The 19,777-nt window shown below is 59.4% G+C and carries 16 protein-coding genes; 9 read left to right on the forward strand and 7 right to left on the reverse strand.

Going from position 1 to position 19,777, the window contains the following annotated elements:
• Positions 1-50 precede the first annotated feature (50 nt).
• A complete protein-coding gene (locus tag VXL81_RS10375) occupies positions 51-3,743 on the reverse strand; it encodes an Ig-like domain-containing protein (protein ID WP_416554132.1) in 3,693 nt (1,230 codons plus the stop codon).
• A 704-nt stretch (positions 3,744-4,447) separates the two neighbouring features.
• On the opposite strand from VXL81_RS10375, the gene VXL81_RS10380 reads away from it, so the two are divergent.
• From VXL81_RS10380 to VXL81_RS10390, 3 genes are read left to right on the forward strand one after another with little or no spacing between them, the layout of a single operon-like run.
• Entirely contained in the window at positions 4,448-6,382 is a 1,935-nt protein-coding gene (locus tag VXL81_RS10380; RefSeq protein WP_416554134.1) for a PrkA family serine protein kinase, read from the forward strand.
• A 20-nt stretch (positions 6,383-6,402) separates the two neighbouring features.
• Positions 6,403-7,740, forward strand: a complete 1,338-nt coding sequence (locus VXL81_RS10385; RefSeq protein WP_416537134.1) for a YeaH/YhbH family protein — start codon at positions 6,403-6,405, stop codon at positions 7,738-7,740.
• The gene (locus tag VXL81_RS10390) at positions 7,727-9,235 is read left to right on the forward strand and encodes a SpoVR family protein (RefSeq protein WP_416554136.1); all 1,509 of its coding nucleotides are present in this window, start codon (positions 7,727-7,729) and stop codon (positions 9,233-9,235) included. The genes VXL81_RS10385 and VXL81_RS10390 overlap by 14 nt, the downstream gene beginning before the upstream one ends.
• A 26-nt stretch (positions 9,236-9,261) precedes the next feature.
• On the opposite strand, the gene VXL81_RS10395 is transcribed toward VXL81_RS10390, so the two are convergent.
• Both VXL81_RS10395 and VXL81_RS10400 read right to left on the reverse strand, forming a co-directional pair.
• The gene (locus VXL81_RS10395; RefSeq protein ID WP_416536368.1) at positions 9,262-9,927 is read right to left on the reverse strand and encodes a GntR family transcriptional regulator; all 666 of its coding nucleotides are present in this window, start codon (positions 9,925-9,927) and stop codon (positions 9,262-9,264) included.
• A gap of 165 nt (positions 9,928-10,092) precedes the next feature.
• Positions 10,093-11,208, reverse strand: coding sequence for an S-(hydroxymethyl)glutathione dehydrogenase/class III alcohol dehydrogenase (locus VXL81_RS10400; protein WP_340544152.1), 1,116 nt, complete (start codon positions 11,206-11,208; stop codon positions 10,093-10,095).
• A gap of 469 nt (positions 11,209-11,677) precedes the next feature.
• Here VXL81_RS10400 and cueR point away from each other — a divergent pair, with 469 nt between their 5' ends.
• Complete coding sequence (gene cueR / locus VXL81_RS10405; RefSeq protein WP_340544153.1) at positions 11,678-12,088, forward strand: Cu(I)-responsive transcriptional regulator; 411 nt, start codon at positions 11,678-11,680, stop codon at positions 12,086-12,088.
• Between the two features lie 257 nt (positions 12,089-12,345).
• Here the strand turns inward: cueR and VXL81_RS10410 are convergent, their stop codons facing one another.
• From VXL81_RS10410 to pcaC, 4 genes are read right to left on the reverse strand one after another with little or no spacing between them, the layout of a single operon-like run.
• Positions 12,346-13,221 (reverse strand): 3-keto-5-aminohexanoate cleavage protein, encoded by an 876-nt coding sequence (locus VXL81_RS10410; RefSeq protein WP_416554138.1) that lies wholly within the window; start codon positions 13,219-13,221, stop codon positions 12,346-12,348.
• 9 nt (positions 13,222-13,230) lie between these two features.
• Complete coding sequence (gene pcaG, locus VXL81_RS10415) at positions 13,231-13,878, reverse strand: protocatechuate 3,4-dioxygenase subunit alpha (protein ID WP_416554140.1); 648 nt, start codon at positions 13,876-13,878, stop codon at positions 13,231-13,233.
• Positions 13,878-14,603 (reverse strand): protocatechuate 3,4-dioxygenase subunit beta, encoded by a 726-nt coding sequence (gene pcaH / locus VXL81_RS10420; RefSeq protein ID WP_416554142.1) that lies wholly within the window; start codon positions 14,601-14,603, stop codon positions 13,878-13,880. The genes pcaG and pcaH overlap by 1 nt, the downstream gene beginning before the upstream one ends.
• A complete protein-coding gene (gene pcaC / locus VXL81_RS10425) occupies positions 14,590-15,015 on the reverse strand; it encodes a 4-carboxymuconolactone decarboxylase (protein ID WP_416536371.1) in 426 nt (141 codons plus the stop codon). The genes pcaH and pcaC overlap by 14 nt, the downstream gene beginning before the upstream one ends.
• A gap of 86 nt (positions 15,016-15,101) precedes the next feature.
• Here pcaC and pcaQ point away from each other — a divergent pair, with 86 nt between their 5' ends.
• The 5 genes from pcaQ to VXL81_RS10450 all read left to right on the forward strand — a co-directional run bounded on the left by pcaQ (position 15,102) and on the right by VXL81_RS10450 (position 19,756).
• Complete coding sequence (gene pcaQ, locus VXL81_RS10430) at positions 15,102-16,019, forward strand: pca operon transcription factor PcaQ (RefSeq protein ID WP_416537140.1); 918 nt, start codon at positions 15,102-15,104, stop codon at positions 16,017-16,019.
• A gap of 234 nt (positions 16,020-16,253) precedes the next feature.
• Complete coding sequence (locus VXL81_RS10435; protein WP_340544161.1) at positions 16,254-17,129, forward strand: branched-chain amino acid ABC transporter permease; 876 nt, start codon at positions 16,254-16,256, stop codon at positions 17,127-17,129.
• A 4-nt stretch (positions 17,130-17,133) separates the two neighbouring features.
• Positions 17,134-18,219, forward strand: a complete 1,086-nt coding sequence (locus tag VXL81_RS10440) for a branched-chain amino acid ABC transporter permease (RefSeq protein WP_260082436.1) — start codon at positions 17,134-17,136, stop codon at positions 18,217-18,219.
• Positions 18,216-18,983: an ABC transporter ATP-binding protein gene (locus tag VXL81_RS10445; RefSeq protein WP_340544166.1), complete on the forward strand. Its 768-nt coding sequence runs from the start codon at positions 18,216-18,218 to the stop codon at positions 18,981-18,983. Before VXL81_RS10440 ends, VXL81_RS10445 begins: the two co-directional genes overlap by 4 nt.
• Entirely contained in the window at positions 18,983-19,756 is a 774-nt protein-coding gene (locus tag VXL81_RS10450) for an ABC transporter ATP-binding protein (RefSeq protein WP_416554144.1), read from the forward strand. The genes VXL81_RS10445 and VXL81_RS10450 overlap by 1 nt, the downstream gene beginning before the upstream one ends.
• The last annotated feature ends 21 nt before the right edge of the window (positions 19,757-19,777 follow it).

Below are 19,777 nucleotides of genomic sequence, written 5' to 3' on the forward strand. Positions count from 1 at the left end.
GCCGGGGGCCGTTGGTTTGCGCCAAACGGCCCCCGGGTGATCGCTGTGGATCAGAAGACCACCTGAACGTCCTGATCGACGATCAGCGTCGTGCCATCGTTGCCAATGGTGTAGACATTGTAGAGTTCACCATCGACCACACGGGTGCCCGCGCTCGCGGCGTTGCCGCCGGTGAGGGTGATCTGGTCGTTGTCATTGTCGCTGCCGTGGATCGTCAGGGTGTCGGAATTGTTCGACAGTGCCTTGATGTCAGCTTCATTGAGTGTGAGGTGCACATCGTTGGCAAATTGCAGGTCCAGATGGTCGATGTTGAACTGGCCCAGCCCGGCGTGATTGATGGTGCCGCTGTTGGTTGCGTTGTCATCAAAGATCACCAAGGTGCTGGAGGTATTGCCAACATCATCGCTGCGCGACAGGACCAGATGTGTGCCATCCGGGATCGGCGTGCCGAAGGCAAACTCGGTGCCATCCTGCGGGTCGACCGTCTTGGTCGCCGCGGGAGAGCCAACAGTGCCTGCCGGGTTCAGCGTATTGACCGCGTAATTGTCGGTAGCGTCCTTGGTTTCCAGCTCAAGAATGCCCTGGCCAGTGATTTTCAGCGCATAGATGGACGCCGGATCAACCAATGTGTCGATGTCGAACTGCTCGGTGATGCTGCGTTCGTTACCGGCAGCGTCGGTCGCGGTAATGGAGGCTGTCACGGTGCGGTCACCGTCCGGCAATGTTGCGTCGTCGAGCGTCGCCGTCCAGTTGCCGAGGGCGTCGACTGTGGCAGTCTGCTCTTTGCCTTCAACGTTGATCACCACCGTCGATCCTGCTTCGACAGTTCCGCTGAAGGTGACACCCGCCTGCTGCTCTGCCTTGTTCACGATGTCGTCCGAGGTCTGGTTCGGTTGCACCGTCAACGGCGTCACCAGCGTATCGAGCGCAACGCTATCTGAAACGCTCGCGGTATTGCCCGCGTCATCGATGATGGAGGCGGTGATCGGCAGGTTGCGGGTGCCGGTCGGGATCTGGGCCGCCGGGAAGGTGGTCGCCCAGTCGCCGTTTGCATCGGCGACGACCTGACGGCTTGCGGTGCCTAGGCCAACCGTCACGGTCAGGCCCGGCGTCGCGGTGCCGCTGATTTCGACACCGTCGGCGCGTTCGACAGCGTTGATCACATCGTCGATCTCGATCGGGTCGGGAGATAGCGTCACAGTGCCCGCAACGGTGTCTACCCGCAGGGCAGAGGAGGCCGAAGCGGTGTTACCCGCCGCGTCCGTTGCCGACACTGTGACCGAGGTATTGTATTCGCCAGCAGCCAGCGCGCCGGGCTCGAACAGCGCACTCCAGTTGCCATTTGAAGCCACGGTTGCGCTGCGGGTCACGCCTGCAACGGTCACCGAAACCACGGAGCCGGGCTCGGCGTTGCCTGTGAGCGTGACACCGGCCTGCGCCTCTGCTGCGTTGACGATATTGTCGCCGCCTGCCTGGTTGGCATCAATGCTGACAGCGGTCGAGGTATCGACACGCAGGGTGCCGGAGGTGCTCTCGCTATTGCCGGCCGCATCGGTCGCGGTGACGCTGATCGGGGCGTCATACTCGCCGGGGGTGATTTCGTTGGTTGCGTAGGGCGCGCTCCAGCGGCCTTGTGCGTCGGCGGTGACGGTCCGGGTGATGCCCTGGAAGGTCACCGCGACAGAGGCGCCGGGCTCGGCGCTGCCGGTCAGGGTCAGACCACCTGCGGCTTCGGCACCGTTCAGCACATCGTCGCCACCGGCCTGCCCGCTATCAAGTCCAACGCTGGTGGTGGTATCCACACGGATCTGACTGCTGGTCGAGGCGGTATTGCCGTAGGCATCGGTCGCTGTTGCGGTCACCGTTGTGTCATAGGTGCCATCGGCGATATCCGACCCGGCGAAGCTGGCCGTCCATTGCCCCTGGGCGTTGGCTGTCACAGTGCGGGTGGCTGTTCCCAGCTTGACCACAACGCTGGCGCCCGCTTCGGCGGTGCCGGTCAGGTCCAGACCGTTGTTGGCCTCTGCCGCATTGATCATATTGTCGCCCGCCAGCGGATTGCTGAGGGTGATATCGGTTTCGGTATCCACACGGACGGTGCCGGTGGTGGAGGCAGTGTTGCCTAGTGCATCAGTTGCTGTCACCGAAATATTGGCGTCATATTCACCGGTCGGGATCTCGCTGCTGGTGAAATCGGCGCTCCAGTTGCCCTGCGCATCCGCAGTGACCGTGCGTGTCGTTCCCTCGAGCGTCACCGCGACACTGGCGCCTGGCTCGGCCTTGCCGGTCAGGGTTACGCCGCTGGCGACTTCCGGCGCGGAAATCACATTGTCGCCGGCCTGAACCGCGTCGAGCGACGCCATGGTTTCAGTATCGACCGGGATCTTGGTGGAGGTGGAGCTGGTATTGCCGCTGGTGTCTGTTGCCACGGCAGAGACGCTTGCGTCATAGGTGCCGGTTGCGATTTCAGAGCTGAGATAGCTGGCCGACCAGTTACCCTGCGCATCTGCGGTTACGGTACGGCTGACCCCCTGGAAGGTCACCACAACACTCGACCCCGCCTCGGCTGTACCGGTGAGGGTAATGCCCGCTGCCTGTTCCGCGCCGTTGATCATGTGATCAGTGCCCACTTGGGTGTTGATCGTGACCCGGGTTTCGGTGTCGACGTCGACCGTGTGAGTCGTGGTGCTTGTGTTGCCAAAGGAATCTGCGCTGGTGACTTCGATGGTGGAGCTGTAGATGCCCGTCGCCACTTCGTTCACGCTGTAGTTCACCGACCATGTTCCATCATCGGCCACGGTGGTTGTGCGGGTCACACCCTGGAACACAACACTGACGCTGGCCCCTGCTTCGCCGGTGCCGTTGATCACAACACCGTCGGCCACTTCGATATAGTTGATGTGGTCGTCGCCTTCGACAGTGTTGACGTCGATTGGCGGCGGGGTGGTGTCGATGATGACCGAGGGACCATCCAGATTGAATTCGGTACCGGCCGGATCTTTTACATAGACTGTGGTCTCGTAGGAGCCATCCGGCGGCAGGTTGGTCACCGGGAAGTTGGCAACCCAGGTGCCATCATCCTTGACCGTGACGGTTTCGGTAATTGTGCCGAGCGTGACTTCCACGGTGGAGCCGGGGGCGCCAGTGCCGCTGACGATCACATCTTCGGTGGTCGAGCCTGCAACCGGATAGGTCGCATCGGGATTGTCGACGGTTGGCGTGACGGCCCCGCCGCCTCCGCCACCACCACCGCCGCCTGCACCAACAATGGCCGCCGCGCCAACGACGCCAGCCGCGGCGCCTGCGGTGCCGAGGCCGCCGATCAGCGGGGCCACAAGGGGAGCGACAACCGGTTCGATACGGTCCACGTCAAGGAACACCATGTCATCGTAGGCGCTCCACTTGCCGCTCATGTCGAGAGGTTCGTAGCTGGCATAGAGCATGCCATCGGTTCGGTCTTCCAGAACCACTTCGATGAAGTTGCCTTCTTCGCTGAGGAACAGGTTCTTGCCACCTGTCGCGTCGGTGTTGAAGAAATCATCCAGCACCACCACCTGACCGTCGATCAGCGTAATATGCAGGTCCTGGCCCCGCCGCGCGTAGCTTTCGACATCGGAGGGTCCGAGGTTCAGCGAAATGTCTTTCGCGGTTGCTGTCGCAATTGTCGCCTGGGGGGTGTCAGCAGATGTACCATGCTGCTTGGTGCCCGCCATGTCGCGGACGATGTATCCAACCGTACTCATTTTTATATACCGCTCGTCAAAAGACCAAAGCGCCGAAACCGTGACGCCCAGGTAGCCTGCATTGTTTTGCCCATCAGCCGTCTCCGCGGCCATATTGCCGCCATATTGCTGCCTTCCCAGCGGCCTTGTCTAGGTTTTGATGAGCGGATTTTTACCGAAAAGATCAGGGTGTGGCTAATTTGTATTCAATTTGCATCGAAGTTTATCCGTCGGTTTTTGTTAATGATACCCTCTGGTTGACGTTAGGGAGGTGGCTGCGGTGGGTTTGCGGTGCATTTGCGATGGGCGCTGCGTTTATTTGCCTTCTGTTTATGGTGGTTCCATGTGCCCGCAGGCCGAAGGGCCGTCAGAAAGGGGGCCGGTTTCGGCTGTTCGGGTCACGTCTATATCGCCAATGTGTGAACAAGCGTTCTATTAAAACGCACTGGCAATTAACCAAAAAGACACCAGTTTCAGATAGGCTGAAGAACATAATTGGTGTAGAGTTGATCCTAAGTACACGACGCCGAAACCCAGGCCACAGCTGGAATGTCACCGCTCAGAGTGACCCGCTGGTCTTGTATCGCCGGATCCGGCGCCGAGCAGAATTCAGACGAATATTTTCACGCGGACATTACTTGGCCCTCGCGCTGGGCGCCCTCTGTCCGTGTGCGATCTTAGACCCCAGGAGGACCGGCGCGCAGTAACTAGGAGGCTAGAGCCAGATGAAAGACATTGCCGAAATTTTTGCCGAACAATACGGCGAAACGCGCGAGCAGGAGATGTCGTTACAGGACTATCTGAATGCTTGTCGCGATGATCCCAGCATGTATGCCAATGTCGCCGAACGTATGCTCAAGGCGATTGGCGAAGAGGAGCTGGTTGATACGTCAAAAGATGCGCGACTGGGTCCGATCTTTCAGAACCGCACCATCAAGCGATACGCTGCCTTCAAAGATTTCTACGGCATGGAGGACACGATCGAGCGGATCGTGGGTTATTTCCGCCACGCCGCGCAGGGGCTGGAGGAGCGTAAGCAGATCCTCTACCTGCTGGGTCCGGTCGGTGGCGGTAAATCCTCGCTCGCGGAACGTCTGAAACGTCTGGTAGAGGAGCAGCCGATCTACGTGCTGAAGGCTGGCGATCAGCTGTCGCCAATCTTCGAGAGCCCGCTTGGCCTTTTCGATCCGGTTCGTATGGGCAAATTGCTGAGCGATGAATATGGCATCGCTCAACACCGGCTGCCGGGGCTGATGTCGCCCTGGGCGGTCCAGCGGCTGGATGAGTTCGGCGGCGATATCAACAAATTCTCGGTGGTGCGGCTCTATCCGTCGCGGCTGCGCCGGATCTGCGTTGCAAAGGTTGAGCCGGGCGATGAGAACAATCAGGACATCTCCACGCTGGTCGGGAAGGTCGATATTCGCCAGCTGGAACATTGCAGCCAGGACAATCCCGACGCCTATAGTTTCTCAGGCGGCCTGAATCGTGCGACCCAGGGCGTTCTTGAGTTCGTCGAGATGTTCAAGGCGCCGATCAAGATGCTGCATCCGTTGCTGACGGCGACGCAGGAAGGCAATTACATGGGGACCGAGAGCTTCGGCGCGATCCCCTTCACCGGGCTGATCCTTGCACATTCCAACGAGAGTGAATGGCAGCAGTTCAAGAACAACAAGAACAACGAGGCCTTCATCGACCGTGTGTCGATCGTGAAGGTGCCTTACTGCCTGCGGGTTTCCGAAGAGGCTAAGATCTACGACAAGCTGATCGAACACAGCGAGCTGGCTGCGGCCCCATGCGCGCCTGAAACGTTGAAGATCCTCAGCCGGTTTTCGGTGCTGACCCGGCTGAAACCGCATGAAAACTCAAATCTCTATTCCAAGCTGCGCGTCTACGATGGCGAAAGCCTGAAGGACACCGACCCGAAGGCCAAGACCGTGCAGGAGTATCAGGATCGCGCCGGTGTCGACGAGGGGATGAACGGGATTTCGACCCGCTTTGCCTTCAAGGTGCTGTCGACCACCTTCAACTTTGACACCGATGAGGTGGCGGCGGATCCGGTGCACCTGATGTATGTGCTGGAGCAGATGATCAAACGCGAACAATTCCCGGCGGAGACAGAGGCGAAATACCTTGCCTTCATCAAAACGGAACTGGCCCCGCGCTATGAGGAATTCATCGGCAATGAAATCCAGAAAGCCTATCTGGAGAGCTATACCGAATACGGGCAGAACGTGTTCGATCGCTATATCTCTTATGCCGATGCCTGGATCGAGGAGCAGGATTACAAGGACCCGGACACCGGCCAGCTCTATGACCGCGAGGTTCTGGACGCCGAGCTGAGCAAGATCGAAAAACCGGTGGGCATCGCCAACCCCAAGGACTTCCGCAATGAGGTGGTCAAATTCGCCCTGCGTCATCGCGCCAATACCGGCTCGAACCCGGCATGGAACTCCTACGAGAAGCTGCGGGATGTGATCGAGAAACACATGTTCAGCCAGGTCGAGGAACTGCTTCCGGTTATCTCCTTCGGATCGAAGAAGGACAGCAAGACCGAAGGCAAACATCAGGAGTTTGTCGAACGGATGCGCAGCCACGGCTATACCGACCGGCAGGTTCGCAGGTTGGTGGAATGGTACATGCGCGTAAATAAGGCGGGCTAACAGCAAAGGGTGGGTGGCAGATGCATCACTTTATCGACAGGCGCGCCAATCCCAAGGGCAAGAGTTTGGGGAACCGGCAACGGTTCCTCGAACGCGCCCGCGAAAGCATCAAGGAGCGCGTGGACAGATCGGTCCGCGACAAATCGATCAAGGATGGTGGTGGTATTCCTGCCGAAGGTGAGAAGGTCACTATTCCCTCACGGGGTTTGAAAGAACCCCGGTTTCACCATTCCGCCAAGGGGGGCCGCCGCCGTCACGTGCTGCCCGGCAACAAGGATTTTGTTGTCGGCGACACGCTCAAGCGACCGCAGGGGGGCGCCGGAGAGGGGGGCAAACAGGCGTCCGAGGATGGCGATGGCGCGGATGAATTTTCCTTTACCCTGACGCGCGACGAATATCTTGAGATCCTGTTTGATGGCCTTGAGCTTCCAGATCTGGTCAAAAAAGCCTCTGTAGAGACTGAAACCATCGGGACACGCCGTGCCGGGCTGACCACTGCGGGCACGCCGAACAACCTCAACCTTGTGCGGACGATGCGCAATTCGCTGGGACGTCGGATCGCACTGCAACGCCCGACTGCCAAATCCATAGCCGAGCTGCAAAAACAGATCGAGGAGCTTCAGGCGCTGGCGGAACGCAGCACCGAACAGGAAGCCTATCTTGAAGAGCTGATCCTCCGGTTGGAGGCTCTGGAGCGCAAACGTCGCGTGGTGGGGTATATTGACCCGCTGGATCTGCGATATGACACCCACGTGCCGGAGAAGATCCGCAACTCCCGTGCGGTCGTGTTCTGCCTTATGGACGTCTCTGGCTCCATGCAGGAGCGGGAGAAGGATCTGGCGAAACGGTTCTTCCTGCTGCTGCATCTGTTCCTGGCGCGCAGCTATGAGCATACCGAACTGGTCTTTGTGCGTCACACCCATCACGCGCAGGAGGTTGATGAAGAAACCTTCTTCTATGCCCGCGAGACAGGCGGCACCATCGTGTCGACCGCGCTGGAGAAGATGAAGGAGATCGTTGCCGAACGCTACCCGCCGGATGAGTGGAACATCTACGGGGCGCAGGCCTCTGATGGGGAGAATTTCGGCAATGACTCGGCGCGTTGCAAGGCGCTGCTTCTGGAAGAGCTGCTGCCGGTCTGCCAGTACTACGCCTATGTCGAAATCGTCGATGAGAACGCCGAGATGCTGTTGAGCAATCCCGAGGCGGGTGAGGATCTCTGGCAGAACTACCGGCAGGTCAAGGCTCAGGTCCCGCATTTTGAGATGCAGCGTGTGTCGCAACCCTCCCATATCTATCCGATTTTCAGGGAGTTCTTCCTCCCCAAGGCAAAAGGGGCGCAGAATGCAGGCGGGTGATACTATCGCGAAGCCACTGTTCACGGGGCCGGAATGGACCTTTGAACTTCTGGAAGTTGCGCGGGACGCGATTGAGGATATTGCGCTGAATGATCTGGGGCTTGATGTATATCCGAACCAGATCGAGATCATCTCGGCCGAGCAGATGCTGGATGCCTATTCCTGCGTCGGTCTGCCGCTGATGTATCAGCACTGGTCATTCGGCAAGCATTTCGCCCGCGACGAGGCGCTGTATCGGACCGGGCGGCAGGGGCTGGCCTATGAGATCGTCATCAACTCAAACCCCTGTATCAGCTACAATATGGAAGAAAATACCATGGCCATGCAGACGCTGGTCATGGCCCATGCGGCCTTTGGGCATAATCATTTTTTCAAGAACAACTACCTGTTTCAGCAATGGACTGATGCGGCCGGCATTCACGACTATCTGGCCTTTGCCAAGAACTACATCGCCGCCTGCGAGGAGCGCTACGGGCTCAGCACAGTAGAGGAGATCCTGGACGCGGCCCATGCGCTGCAATCGCAGGGGGTCTTTCGCTATGGGCGTCCGCCCAAACCCACCACCAAAGAACTGGCAGCGATGCAGAAGGTGCGTGAAGGTTATGAAAGCGGTCAGAGCGTTCTGGATATCTGGACCGATGCGACCATGGGTGGCGACAAGCTGGAGCAGATCAGGGACGAGCCCTATAGTGCCCGTCGCAAGCTGATGAATCTGCCGCAGGAAAACTTGCTGTATTTTCTGGAGAAACACAGCCCGGTTCTTGATCCCTGGCAATCTGAAATCCTGCGCATCGTGCGGATGCTGGCGCAGTATCTTTACCCCCAGAAACAGACCAAGGTTATGAATGAGGGCTGCGCGACCTTTGTGCATTATTACATTATCAACAAGCTGTTCGAGCAGGGCCGCCTGACCGAAGGCGCCTATATGGAGATGATGCACAGCCATACCAATGTGGTGCTCCAGCCGGAATATGACGACCCGCGGTATTCTGGCATCAATCCCTATGCGCTGGGCTTTGCGATGATGCAGGACATTCGCCGCATCTGCGAGAACCCGACCGATGAAGATCGCGAATGGTTTCCGGATTTCGCGGGTGATCCCGACTGGCGCCGGGTGATGCGGGATGCCTGGGCCAATTACCGCGATGAAAGTTTCATCCAGCAGTTCCTGTCGCCGCATCTCATCCGCAAGTTCAAACTGTTCACCCTCGCTGATGACGCCGAGCAGTCACATCTGGTGGTGAGCCAGATCCACAATCGCAGTGGCTATCGCTCGGTGCGGCGCGATCTCGCGCATTCCTACGATCTGGCCTATTTAGAGCCTGATATTCAGGTCACCGATGCCGATCTGAAAGGCGACCGCGAGCTGAAGCTGACCCATACGGTGCGCGACGGCATTCACCTGTCGGAGGATGACCGCGACGAGGTATTGAAGCATCTGCGCCGCTTGTGGGGCTACGATGTCAGCCTTGAGGCGGTGGACGCCGGATCCTAGAGGTGCGGTAGGGCGGCAGTGCGGCGTTAGGGGATCTGCGCGCGTAGCTGATCCTCAAGCGAGGTTTTGGCAGCCAGAATATGCTCTGCTGTCAGTTGGGCCGCGAGATCGGCATCACCTGTTTCGCAAGCCGCCAGTATCGCGCGATGCTCCCTGCTGCTGCGGGCCATGCCGTCGCTCATGACAAGCTGCGCGCGAAGGTAGCGATCAATCCGGTCCATCGAGGTTTCGACGATCTCGACGTGATAGGGCAAGCCGCTGACACTATAGAGCGTGCCGTGAAATTTTCGGTTCAGCGGCCCCCATTGCATTGGCGCATCGCAGGCGGCAAAGGCATCCAGATGCGCGCGCGCCTGTGCGAGGATGTCCATGGTCATATTCGGGACGGCGGCGCGGATGATATCCGCTTCAAGCTTGGCGCGCAGCTCAAAGATTTCTGAGGCGTCCTGCATCGACAGGGTTGCGACCACGGCACCCTTGTAGCGCTGGGAGGTGACCAGCCCCTGCTGTTCCAAGCGGGCAATCGCCTCGCGGACGGGAAAGCGCGAGGTGTGAAAGGCCTTGGCGATTTCATCCTGCCGCAGGGGGGTTCCATCCGACAGCTCACCGGTGATGATCGCCTTGCGCAGGGTGCGAAAGATGATCGTCGCGGCGGATTCGGTCCGGGAGATGTCAACGGCTTGTAGTTTCAAGCAAGGTCCTCAACCAAAGCGGGGCAGGTGCCGGGCAATTATGCCTTTGGTTGACGCGGCTCGCCACCCCTTGCTGGCAGGACGTTCCCCGAATGCAGGCAGATGAAGTGAAAAAAAAAACGCAGGCCCTGCGGCCTGCGTCATGATCTCGGGTATGCGGGTGGATCAGAATTCGACCACGGCGCGGATCGACTTTCCTTCGTGCATCAGTTCGAATCCATGGTTGATCTCGTCCAGCGACAGTTTGTGTGTGATCATCGGGTCGATCTCGATCTTGCCGTCCATATACCAGTCCACGATCTTGGGCACGTCGGTACGCCCGGCGGCGCCGCCAAAGGCGGTGCCACGCCAGCTGCGGCCTGTGACCAGCTGGAACGGGCGGGTCGAAATCTCGGCGCCTGCCGGAGCCACGCCGATGATGATGCTCTCACCCCAGCCTTTATGCGCCGCTTCAAGCGCGGTCCGCATGACCTGCACATTGCCCGTCGCGTCGAATGTGTAATCGGCGCCACCCTTGGTCAGCTCAACCAGATGCGCCACCAGATCGCCCTCCACCTCTGAGGGGTTTACGAAGTCGGTCATGCCGAATTTCTTGGCCATCTCAACCTTGCCGGGGTTGAGGTCGACGCCGACGATCTGATCCGCACCTGCCAGTCGCAGACCCTGGATCACGTTGAGTCCAATGCCGCCAAGGCCGAAGACAATCGCGCGCGACCCGATCTCGACCTTGGCGGTGTTGATCACCGCGCCGATGCCGGTGGTGACGCCGCATCCGATGTAGCAGACCTTGTCAAAGGGGGCGTCCTTGCGGATCTTGGCCAGGGCGATCTCAGGCACCACTGTGTGATTGGCAAAGGTCGAGCAGCCCATGTAATGGTGGATCGGTGTCCCATCCAGCATCGAGAAACGGGTGGATCCGTCCGGCAGCAGGCCCTGACCTTGGGTAGAGCGGATCGCCTGACACAGATTTGTCTTTGGGTTGAGGCAATACTCGCATTCGCGGCACTCGGGGGTGTAAAGCGGAATGACGTGATCGCCCACTTCAAGGCTGGTGACGCCTTCGCCAACTTCGATCACGACGCCTGCGCCCTCGTGGCCCAGGATGGCCGGGAAGATCCCTTCCGGGTCATCCCCGGAGCGGGTGAATTCATCCGTGTGGCAGAGGCCTGTTGCCTTGATTTCGACCAGCACCTCGCCCTTTTTCGGACCTTCGAGGTTCACTTCCATGATCTCAAGCGGTTTGCCCGGGGCAACGGCCACAGCGGCGCGAGTGCGTATCATTGCGAAATTCCTTTGTTCTGTCAGTGACGGCAGGCGCCAATTGCGCTGAGCGGCATATTGGCAGACCCATTGGGGGGGCGTAAACCATCGGCCGTCGCGGGATGTGTATTTCTTGCGCTACCACACTAGCGGCTTCGGCTGGCTGCGCCTCAGAAGAATACGACGAGGGCCTCTTCGTTCCCGTCACCTGCCGATCCGGTGGGCGTAAGTATGGCCACGTCATCTGTTCGAGAAACCTACGCTATCTGCCCTTGACCTTCCCCTGACTGGAAGCCTCATATCTGCCGCAAAAGGGGATGATCAGATGTCGAAAGGGGTGAGCCATGGAACAGGCGCGTGTCAGAAAACTGAACGTTAAGGTGACCGGCCTCGGCAACAGCCTGGGCTTGCGTCGAATGAGTTCCGAAATAGATCCCTTAGGAAAGTTCCCAAACGCGCGAGGCGCGCAGCAATTGGCAGAGGTGCGACCATGAATATAGGCGATGTGGCGAACCGCTCCGGCCTACCGGCCAAGACCATTCGATACTATGAGGACATTGGGCTGATCAAACCGCGGCGCAGCGAAAACGGGTATCGCTGTTTTGCGGAGACCGACCTTCACAAGCTGGCGTTTCTGGGTCGTGCCCGCGCGCTTGGGTTTACGATCGAGGACTGCCGCACGCTTCTTGCGCTTTACGAGGATGAGAGCCGTGCCAGCGCAGATGTCAAACAACTGGCGCAAGAACATCTGGACAAGATCAACCTCAAGATCGCGGATCTGGAAGCGATGCGGGACACATTGTCGGAACTGGTCACCTGCTGTTCCGGCGATAATCGCCCGGACTGCCCGATATTGCGTGATCTGTCGCAGATCCCGGAGCAGCAAGACGTCGCGGATTGAGGAGGCTTGGCGCTATATCTCATGGCCAATGGGATGCGAGGGATGGTAACGCGCGGCGCATTCCAAGCCCTGTGCAACTCGGGAGGGTTAGGCAATCAGGCTACAGCAGCCGAGGGAGGAGCGGCTCTTGCTGCGAATGCGTCGCGCGCATCCTCGAGATAGGGTGCGATATGCGCGCAGGCAAGGGGGGCAGGCTGGCTGACGCCGCGTCCCTTGGGTTGGGCATGAAACAGCCGAAAGAGGTGTCTTGGGTCGGCCTATTGCTGCGCTGATAGGTGATAGCCGGTCGCCCCGTTGCAGCCGTTGGCTGCGCGCAGGCCCAGAATGCTGCGGGCCTGATGAGCGGTAGCAACGGGTCGCCCGTAGCGTTCGCACAGATCCGCCGTCCGGCGCACCAGTGCGGCATTGGAGGGGGCAAGCGTATGTCGGTCCAGTCGCAGATTATCTTCCAGCCCGGTACGGGTGTGCCCGCCTGCCGCGATGGCCCATTCGTTGACCTCGATCTGTCCGGCTCCGATCCCGGCCGCGCACCACTGCGCATCCGGGGCAAGGCGCTGCATGGTCTCGACGTAGTAGTCAAACACATCACGATCCACCGGCATTGCATTCTTCACGCCCAGTACAAACTGGACGTAGAGTGGGGCCTTCAACCGGCCGTCACGCGACATCGCCACCGCCTGATGAATATGGGAGAGGTCAAAGGCCTCAATTTCCGGTTTCACGTCGTAGGCCTGCATCTGCGCAGCCAGCCAATCGACCAGATCCGGCGGGTTCTCGTAGACGCGGGTTGGAAAATTATTGGAGCCCACCGAGAGCGAAGCCATATCAGGCCGAAGAGACAGCATTCCGCCGCGTTCGCGACCAGCGCCGGAGCGGCCGCCGGTAGAGAGTTGGACAATCATGTCGGGACAGTGCCGCCGGATCCCGTCCATCAGTTCAGCAAACCTGTCGGGATCGGAGGTTGGTGTTTCGTCGTCCTGGCGGACGTGGCAATGGGCGATGCTGGCACCGGCTTCATAGGCTTCCTGTGTGCTCTCTACCTGTTCGGAAACAGTGATCGGCACGGCCGGGTTATGGGCCTTGCGCGGCACAGAGCCGGTTATCGCGACGCAGATGATACAGGGATTGGTCATGATCAGCCCTCAGATATCGAAGAACACGGTTTCGTCCGGCCCTTGCAGGTGAATGTCAAAGCGATAGGTCACGGGTGCCTGCGCATCGTCCGCCCTGCCGTGATCCTTGCGGCGGGCGATCAGGGTTTTTTGCCGCTCGGTCTGCTCGATCAGCGCCATGGTGGGATCGCTGGCGTTGGCCTCCGGCTCATCGTCGAAGTAGAGCCGGGTATTCAGCCCGATGTTGATGCCACGCGCCACGATCCAGAGGTTGATATGTGGTGCCATGGTCTTCCCATCACGCCCGCAGACACCTCCCGGTTTCACGGTCTCGAACTGCCAGTCCCCGGTGTCGAAATCAGAAATCGCGCGGCCCCAGCCACGAAAACCGGGTTCGACGGGCCCGCGCGCATCATCGGATGTTGGAGTCTCCGGATGCGGATAGCGCCCGTCGGCATTGGCCTGCCAGACCTCGATTAAAACGTCCTTCAGAGCTGCGCCGGTGCCATCGAAGACCCGGCCTTGAACCCGAATGCGCTGGCCCCTGGCATTAGGCCCGGCGATATCCTGACCCAGCTCGGCCGCATAGATTTCAAACCCGGCGGCACCGGGCGCTAGGCCTATATGCACATAGGGGCCTGCGGTCTGAGACGGGGTTTCCTTCAGTGGCGGCACCATCAGTTCCCCTCCGGCCGGTTTTCAAACAGGGTAGAGCGACGCCCGCGCAGCACGATATCAAAGCGATAGGCAATCATGTCAAACGGCAGCGTCTCGTTCATGTCGAGCCGCGCAATCAGTTGCTGAACGGCGGCGGGATCGGGGATGGTGCTAACGATAGGGCAGCGGGCAATCAGCGGATCGCCCTCGAAGTAGAGCTGGGTGATCAGCCGCTGCGCAAAGGCGCGGCCAAACACCGAAACGTGTATATGTGCAGGCCGCCAGTCGTTTATGCTATTGCGCCAGGGGTAGGCCCCCGGTTTCACTGTGCGAAAGGCATAGGCGCCCTGATCATCGGTCAGAACACGACCGCAGCCGCCAAAATTGGGGTCCAATGCACCCAGATAGCCGTCCTTTTTATGGCGGTAGCGGCCCGAGGCATTGGCTTGCCAGATCTCGACCAGTGTATTGGGAACGGGACGTGCGTTTTCGTCCAGAACACGCCCATGCAGCAATATGCGCTCGCCGATCGGACTGCCGCCATCGTGGGCGAAATTGGTCAGAAGGTCATTGTCTCCGGGCGCGATATCGCTGGGCGCAAACGTCGGGCCGGTGATTTCGCTGGCAGTGTTTTCGAGGCTGAGCAGCGGCAATCGGGGGGATCGGCTGACCGAGGTTTTGTAGTCCGGCGTGAAGGCAGGAGGGTGCCAGCGGCGGTCGCGGGTAAAATAATCAGGGGGCGTCACAGCTGTCTCCTGCGGGGGTGGCGTCGCCTCGTTCTTCGGCGGCCATTTCGGCATAGGTTCTCTTGGCGAGCTTCAGCGCATGATTGGCGCGCGGCACCCCCGCGTAGATGGCAACATGTTGGAAAACTTCAGCAATATCTTCGGGTGTTGCGCCGGTATTTGCGGTTGCACGGATGTGCATCGGGATCTCATCGAAATTGCCGAGCGCCGCAAGAAGGGCTAGCGTCAGCATCGAGCGTTCGCGTCGGCTGATCTGCTCAGAGGCCCAGACTGTCCCCCAGGCTGCTTCGGTAATCAGGGATTGGAAAGGCGCATCCAGCGCTGTTGTCGCAGCATCTGCGCGGGCCACATGGGCTTCGCCCAATACCTCGCGACGAACCTTCATCCCTGCGTCATACTGCGGCTTGTGCATATGCTCCTCCATGGATTATCCCTTATCTCATATCGTAAATGGTCTGTATAATCCCCTTGTGTGGATATTTTTATGTCGAAAATGATATGCGCCTTTCATCTCAGCTGAAGCTCCGCCATCTGGAGGTCTTTGTCGAGGTTGCCAGAAAGATGAGCGTGACCCAAGCGGCGGAGCGCCTGGGCATGACCCAGCCGGCAGTGACGCGGGCGCTGCGCGAATTGGAAGCCGTCTGCGATAAACCTTTGGTCGAGAAACACGGTCGCGGCATTCGACTCTCCAGCTATGGTGAGATGTTCAGGGACTATGCGGGGCGCAGTCTGGCCCTGACACGCGACGGTGTCGAATTGCTACGTGGGCTGGACGAGGCCGCAGGATCCAAGGTCGCGATTGGGGCTTTGCCGACGGTCTCGGCAACCGTTGTCCCGGAGGCGCTGGCCAATATCTGGACGCAGGGCGCGCGCAACCGGTTTTCCGTCATGTCGGGAGACAATCAGCATCTGCTGGATCTGTTGCGGCGCGGAGAGCTGGATGTGGTCGTAGGGCGACTACCGGCACCCGAAAATATGGTGGGCTTGGATTTCGATCCGCTGTTCCGTGAGCGGGTAACCGTGGTCGTCGCACCGGGCCATCCGCTGACGGAGCTGGCACCGCAGGATCTCCCCTATGCGCTGTTCGGTGCGTTTCCGGTTTTGATGCCGCCGCCGAAGTCAATTATTCGCCCTTCGGTTGAACGCATGTTCTTGGAACAGGGCATTTCGATGCCTGAGGCCGCCATTGAAACAGTCTCGTCGACGTTTGGGCGCCAGTTCACATTGGCACATCAGGCGGTCTGGATCATCAGCCATGGGGTGGTGAAATCTGACCTCGCCAGCGGCGCCCTGGTAGAGCTGCCACTGGACACTGACAGCACTCTTGGGCCGGTCGGGCTCTGCCTGCGGAGTGAGCACCGCTTGTCGGCAGCGGCCGCGAGATTCTGCGCTGCGCTAAAGAGCGTCTGCGGCTGACTGGTCACCTCGCGCACCGGTTCGGCCCAAGATTGCGCCGCGAATGGTAGAGGCATTTTTCGAATGCGGTAGCCTGTTTTTCTGGCGCTGACGCAGTGTCGCGCGGATTGACAGGTGAATTTCAACCTCTCTACTCTGGGTTTAATCGCAGCGGCGTTTTGGCTTGAGGAGGTCTGAAACGCATAGGACCTGCGCAAAAAGAAAAGCCGCCTTGAACGGGTGGGGGAGGACAATTTGGACGGAGTGCAGCTGCTGGTCAGCGGGCTCGCGAACGGCTGTGTTTACGGTCTGATCGCGCTTGGCTTCGTGTTGATCTACAAGGCGACCGAGGCGGTCAATTTCGCTCAGGGCGATTTCATGATGCTTGGCGCCTTCGTTACGCTGGGACTGACCAATGCTGAATATCTGGACTTACCCTTCTGGGTCGCGGCACCGCTGTCGATCGCAATCATGGCCGGGCTTGGGTATCTGCTTGACCTGCTGATCCTGCGTCATCTCTTTGGGCAGAACCAGACGGCGGTTGTCATCCTGACGATCGCGCTGGGCTTTGTCATCCGCTTCTTTGCCGGTGCGATCTGGGGCCATGAGCCACAGACGCTTGAGAGTCCGCTGGCGCTGGGAGATGTACAGCTTGCCGGCGTCGTTCTGGGGCTGGCCGATATAGCGGTGATTGTTGTCACGGTGCTGTTGACCTGGTCGCTCTACCAGTTCTTTCAGCGCACCAAGCTGGGTCTGGCCATGCAGGCGGCCAGCCAAAACCAGATGGCGGCCTATTTCATGGGCATTCCGGTCAGGCGGGTGCAGGGGCTCATCTGGGGGCTCTCGGGAGCGACGGCGGCTGTTGCGGGCATCCTCTTTGCGTCGAAGGGCGCGATTGATCCAAATGCCGGGCTGCTGGGCATCAAGGCCTTTGCTGCGGCGGTGATCGGTGGCTTCGGCTCGCTTCCGGGTGCGTTGGCGGGCGGGTTGATCGTCGGCGTTATCGAACCTTTTGCCGCGCGTTACCTGGCGGCTGGCTATTCGCAGATTGCCCCTTACGTGCTGTTGCTGGCGGTGCTGGTCTTCCGTCCGCATGGTCTGTTCAGCCAAGTGCGCACAAAGAAGGTATAAGGCGATGCGGATTCAGTTCAAAACCAGCTACGACCACGACATCCGCCTGTTTCCTGACCGTCATAGCCTGCTGGTTTATGGTGCGTTGATTGTGCTGGCGCTGGCTTTGCCACTGCTGATCAACGAATTCTACATCGGCGAGGTCACCAATGTTCTGATCTGGGCGATTGCCGGGCTGGGGCTGATGCTGCTGACCGGCCAGACGGGACAGGCCAGCCTTGGCCATGCTGCGTTTCTGGCGATTGGCTGCTATGCCAATACCATCCTGATTGAACAGGGGGTGCCCTTTGTTCTGGCGTTCCCGCTGGCAGGGGTCCTGACCGGGGTTGTTGGGGCCATCATCGCCATTCCGGCCCTGCGATTGCACGGGATCTATCTGGCGATTGCTACCATTGCCCTGTCGATCCTGGCCGATGACATCATCGTTCTGCTTGAACCCTGGACCGGTGGTGTGTCGGGCAAATTTCCTGACGTGATCCGTTTATTTGGGATCGAGATTGAACGCTGGACCATGCCGGTGCGCTTTTACTATCTGGTTCTTGGTGTCACGGTGATTTCAACGCTGTTTTACCGCAATCTATTACGGTCACCGCTTGGCCGGGCCTTTGCAGCGGTGCGCGACAGTGAAGTCAGCGCCACCGCGATGGGCGTACATATCGCCCGGACCAAGGCAACCGCCTTTGGGCTAAGCTGCATGATCACCGGTTGGGCCGGGGCGTTGATGGGCTATTACGCCGGTGCCTTTAACAATGAGACCTTCTCTCTGGTGATCTCGATTACGCTGCTGATGATGATCGTGATTGGCGGGCTGGGATCAATACATGGCGCGTTTTTTGGCGCGGTGGTGGTCGCCTTTCTGCCGCAGGGGCTGTCGATCCTGAAAGACAGCGTGCTCGGCAGCGGGGTTGCCATTCCGGGTCTGGAAACCGGCGTCTTTGGCATGATCCTGATCCTGTTCATTCTGTTTGAGCCGATGGGCCTCTATGGACGCTGGCTGAAGATTCGCATCTGGTTTGAGCTGTTCCCCTTCGCACGCAAGGATATGTTCCGGCGTCAGAAATCCTATCTCAAGACGGAGCGCCTCAGATGAGCCTGTTGGAGATTGAACATGCCACGTTGAAATTCGGTGGCGTTGTGGCGGTGAATGATCTCAGCTTCTCGGTTGAGGAAGGTGAGGTCTATGCCATCGTCGGGCCAAATGGGGCGGGGAAGTCCACCGTATTCAACCTGATTTCCAGGTTCTACCAACCACATTCCGGCCAGTTCCGCTTTGATGGGCGTGACCTGTTGCAGTGCAACGCGGATGCGGTGGCGGATCTGGGCATTGCGCGGACGTTTCAGAATATCGAGTTGTTCGATCATGCGACGGTGCTGCAGAACCTGCTGGTCGGTCGGCATCGTCATCGGCGCACCACCCTGATCGAAGAGCTGTTTTTTGCGCCACGTGTCCGGCGCGAGGAACGGTTGCACCGGGCTGCTGTTGAGGAGGTCATCGATTTCCTGGATCTGCAAGCCTACCGCAACAAGATGATTGCCGGGTTGCCCTATGGCATCCGCAAGGTTGTTGAGCTTGGCCGTGCATTGGCCTCGGGGCCGCGGCTTTTGCTGCTGGATGAACCCGCCTCCGGCCTGTCGGTGGAGGAAACCCAGGATATGCGCTGGTGGATCGACGATATCCGCAAACAGATGGGGATCACTGTCCTGATGGTGGAACACGACATGGGTCTGGTGTCCAGCGTGTCGGACCGGGTTCTGGCCCTCGCCGATGGCGCGAAACTGGCCGAAGGCACCCCGGCTGAAGTGCAGGCCGACCCGGCTGTTATCGAAGCCTATCTGGGCGCGGGGGCGGTGTGATGGGCGCGGCCTTGCTGGACATTCGCAATCTTGAGAGTTTCTACGGGCCGATCATGGCCATTCGCGGTGTTTCGCTATCGGTTCAGGCCGGGCAGATCGTCACGGTTCTGGGCGCCAATGGCGCTGGAAAATCTACCCTGCTGAAGACGATTTCGGGTATCATGGATCCTGAGAAGGGCACGGTCAGCTTCGACGGCGAAGAAATCCAAGGTGAGGAACCGCATCGGATCGTCCGCCGGGGCATCGTACATGTGCCCGAGGGGCGCGAGGTCTTTCCGTTGGTCAGCGTTGACGAAAACCTGACCCTCGGGGCCTATACCCGCCGTGATCAGGCTGAGATCGAGCGCGACCGTCAGATGGTGTTTGACTATTTCCCCATCCTGGCTGAGCGGCGCCATCAGGAGGCTGGCACACTGTCAGGCGGTCAGCAGCAGATGCTGGCGATCGGGCGTGGGTTGATGCTCCGTCCGCGCATCATGCTTCTGGATGAACCAAGCCTTGGCCTGTCGCCACTGCTGGTACAGGAAATCTTTGGCATCCTGAAGCGGCTGAACCGCGATGAGGGGGTGACCATGATGCTGGTGGAACAGAACGCGCGGATTGCGCTGGAGTTGGCGCATGTCGGCTATGTCATGGAAATCGGGCGTATCGTCATGGATGGCAGCGCCGACCGGCTGATGGACAGCGAGGATATCAAAGCGTTTTACCTCGGCCATCAGGAGGCCGGGCAGCGCAGCGAGAAACGCTGGAAGCGCAAGAAGACATGGCGCTGATCGGCGCGACTGAGATCAACT

The sequence above is a fragment of the Phaeobacter sp. JH204B genome, assembly GCF_048055755.1.
GTDB classification, from domain to species: domain Bacteria; phylum Pseudomonadota; class Alphaproteobacteria; order Rhodobacterales; family Rhodobacteraceae; genus Phaeobacter; species Phaeobacter bryozoorum.

Excerpts from the sequence above, each read along its gene's own strand:
- VXL81_RS10375 (WP_416554132.1), bottom strand. The coding sequence starts at position 3,743 with ATGAGTACGGTTGGATACATCGTCCGCGACATGGCGGGCACCAAGCAG.
- VXL81_RS10380 (WP_416554134.1), top strand. The coding sequence starts at position 4,448 with ATGAAAGACATTGCCGAAATTTTTGCCGAACAATACGGCGAAACGCGC.
- VXL81_RS10385 (WP_416537134.1), top strand. The coding sequence starts at position 6,403 with ATGCATCACTTTATCGACAGGCGCGCCAATCCCAAGGGCAAGAGTTTG.
- VXL81_RS10390 (WP_416554136.1), top strand. The coding sequence starts at position 7,727 with ATGCAGGCGGGTGATACTATCGCGAAGCCACTGTTCACGGGGCCGGAA.
- VXL81_RS10400 (WP_340544152.1), bottom strand. The coding sequence starts at position 11,208 with ATGATACGCACTCGCGCCGCTGTGGCCGTTGCCCCGGGCAAACCGCTT.
- cueR (WP_340544153.1), top strand. The coding sequence starts at position 11,678 with ATGAATATAGGCGATGTGGCGAACCGCTCCGGCCTACCGGCCAAGACC.
- VXL81_RS10410 (WP_416554138.1), bottom strand. The coding sequence starts at position 13,221 with ATGACCAATCCCTGTATCATCTGCGTCGCGATAACCGGCTCTGTGCCG.
- pcaG (WP_416554140.1), bottom strand. The coding sequence starts at position 13,878 with ATGGTGCCGCCACTGAAGGAAACCCCGTCTCAGACCGCAGGCCCCTAT.
- pcaC (WP_416536371.1), bottom strand. The coding sequence starts at position 15,015 with ATGCACAAGCCGCAGTATGACGCAGGGATGAAGGTTCGTCGCGAGGTA.
- pcaQ (WP_416537140.1), top strand. The coding sequence starts at position 15,102 with ATGCGCCTTTCATCTCAGCTGAAGCTCCGCCATCTGGAGGTCTTTGTC.
- VXL81_RS10440 (WP_260082436.1), top strand. The coding sequence starts at position 17,134 with ATGCGGATTCAGTTCAAAACCAGCTACGACCACGACATCCGCCTGTTT.
- VXL81_RS10445 (WP_340544166.1), top strand. The coding sequence starts at position 18,216 with ATGAGCCTGTTGGAGATTGAACATGCCACGTTGAAATTCGGTGGCGTT.
- VXL81_RS10450 (WP_416554144.1), top strand. The coding sequence starts at position 18,983 with ATGGGCGCGGCCTTGCTGGACATTCGCAATCTTGAGAGTTTCTACGGG.